The organism is Streptomyces sp. NRRL WC-3549 (assembly GCF_000721935.1).
Taxonomy (GTDB): domain Bacteria; phylum Actinomycetota; class Actinomycetes; order Streptomycetales; family Streptomycetaceae; genus Streptomyces.
The window spans coordinates 238,668-240,900 of record NZ_KL585383.1 but is presented as its reverse complement, the minus strand read 5'-3'; the positions used below and the strand labels follow the sequence as shown (position 1 = coordinate 240,900).

Annotated in this window: 2 protein-coding genes; both read left to right on the top strand. The window is 74.7% G+C overall.

The genetic code is table 11. The features are described from left to right. The coding region (locus tag IH13_RS0103255) for an allantoate amidohydrolase (protein ID WP_031080890.1) at positions 1-1,170 on the top strand (1,170 nt) is incomplete at its 5' end. Further along, positions 1,161-2,233 (top strand): formimidoylglutamate deiminase (locus IH13_RS0103250; RefSeq protein WP_037840680.1); only part of this gene is annotated, 1,073 nt, incomplete at its 3' end. The genes IH13_RS0103255 and IH13_RS0103250, both read left to right, overlap by 10 nt.

Here is a 2,233-nt window from a genome sequence, read left to right as displayed (position 1 = left end):
GGGTACCGCCGGTACGCCTGGACCGCAGCCGACGGCGAGTGCCGGGCGTGGTTCCGGGAGCAGGCCGAGGCACGCGGTCTCACCCACGAGACCGACCGCAACGGCAACCAGTGGGCCTGGTACGGCGATCCGTCGGGCGGGGACGCCGTCGTCACGGGGTCGCACCTGGACTCCGTGCCGGACGGTGGTGCCTTCGACGGGCCGCTCGGCGTCGTCTCCGCCTTCGCCGCCTTCGACGAACTCCGCCGCAGAGGCGCGGAGTTCACCAGGCCCTTCGCCGTGACCAACTTCGGTGACGAGGAGGGGGCCCGCTTCGGTCTCGCCTGCGTGGGGTCGCGGCTCGCCGCCGGGCAGCTCACACCCGGGAAGGCGAGGCTGCTCCACGACCAGGACGGCGTCTCGCTGCCCCGCGCCATGGAGGAGGCCGGACACGACCCGGACGCCGTCGGGCCGGACCCCGAGCGGCTCGCCCGCATCGGCGCGTTCGTCGAACTCCACGTCGAGCAGGGGCGCGCCCTCGACATCGGCGGCGACCCGGTCGGCGTCGCCTCCGCGATCTGGCCGCACGGCCGCTGGCGCTTCGACTTCCGGGGCGAGGCCAACCACGCGGGAACCACCCGTCTGGAGGACCGGCGGGACCCGATGCCCACGTACGCCGAGACGGTGCTGGCGGCCCGCCGGGAGGCGGAACTCGCCGGTGGCCTCGCGACGTTCGGCAAGGTCGCCGTCGAGCCGAACGGCGTCAACGCGATCCCCTCCCTCGTGCGGGGCTGGCTCGACTCCCGGGCCGCCGACCAGGACACCCTCGACACCCTGGTCGGCGCCGTGGAACGCGCCGCCCGGGAGCACGCGGAGAAGGCCGGGATCGACCTGGACGTCGTCCGGGAGTCCTTCACGCCCGTGGTGGAGTTCCGCCACGCCCTGCGGGACGAGATCCGCCGGGTGCTGGACCACCGCGGCCCCCGCGGCAGCGGTCGCGCCGTACCCGTGCTCGGCACGGGAGCCGGCCACGACGCGGGCATCCTGTCCGCCTCGGTACCCACGGCCATGCTGTTCGTACGGAACCCCACCGGCGTCTCGCACTCGCCGGCCGAGCACGCGGACGAGGACGACTGCGTGGCCGGGGTGCTCGCACTCGCCGACGTACTGGAAGGTCTCGCGTGCAGCTGACACCACCACCGGCGGACACACCGGTCACCGCCACCTACTGGGCCTCCCACGCCTGGCTCGGCACCCATGTGGAACCCGGCGTCGCCCTCGACGTCGCCGGAGGGTGCATCGCCGCCGTCCGCACAGGAGTCGGCACACCGCCGCCCGGCGCCGTCGCCCTGCACGGCCTGACCCTCCCGGGGCTGGCCAACACGCACTCGCACGCCTTCCACCGCGCCCTGCGCTCCGGTGTCCAGGCCGGCGCCGGCACCTTCTGGAGCTGGCGCGAGCTGATGTACCGCGTCGCCTCCCTGCTCACCCCCGACACCTACTTCGACCTGGCCCGCGCCACCTACGCCGAGATGGCGCTGGCCGGCATCACCTCCGTCGGCGAATTCCACTACCTGCACCACGCGCCCGGGGGCAGGCCCTACGCCGACGCCAACGTCATGGGCGAGGCGCTCATCGCGGCGGCGGGCGAGGCGGGCATCCGCATCACCCTGCTGGACACCGCCTACCTCGCCGCCGGATTCGGCGAGAGCCCGAACCGGCACCAGCTCCGCTTCTCCGACACCACCGCCGACGCCTGGGCCGAGCGCGCCTCCCTCCTCCGGGGTGACGAACACGCCCTGATCGGCGCCGCCGTGCACTCCGTACGCGCCGTCCCGGCGGACCAGCTGGCGACCGTCGCCGCCTGGGCCGAGGAGCGCGGGGCCCCGCTCCATGTGCACCTGTCCGAGCAGACCGCGGAGAACGACGCCTGCGCCGCCGCCCACGGCTGCACGCCCACGCGCCTCCTCGCCGACCACGGGGTGCTCGGCCCGCGCACCACGGCGATCCACAGCACCCATCTGACCGCCGAGGACATCGCCCTGCTCGGCTCCTCGGGGACCGGCACCTGCATGTGCCCCACGACCGAACGCGACCTCGCCGACGGCATCGGTCCGGCCGTCGCCCTCCAGCGGGCCGGCTCCCCGCTGTCCCTGGGCAGCGACAGCCACGCGGTGATCGACCTCTTCGAGGAGGCCCGCGCCATGGAGCTCGACGAACGGCTGCGCACCCGCGTGCGCGGCCACTGGACCCC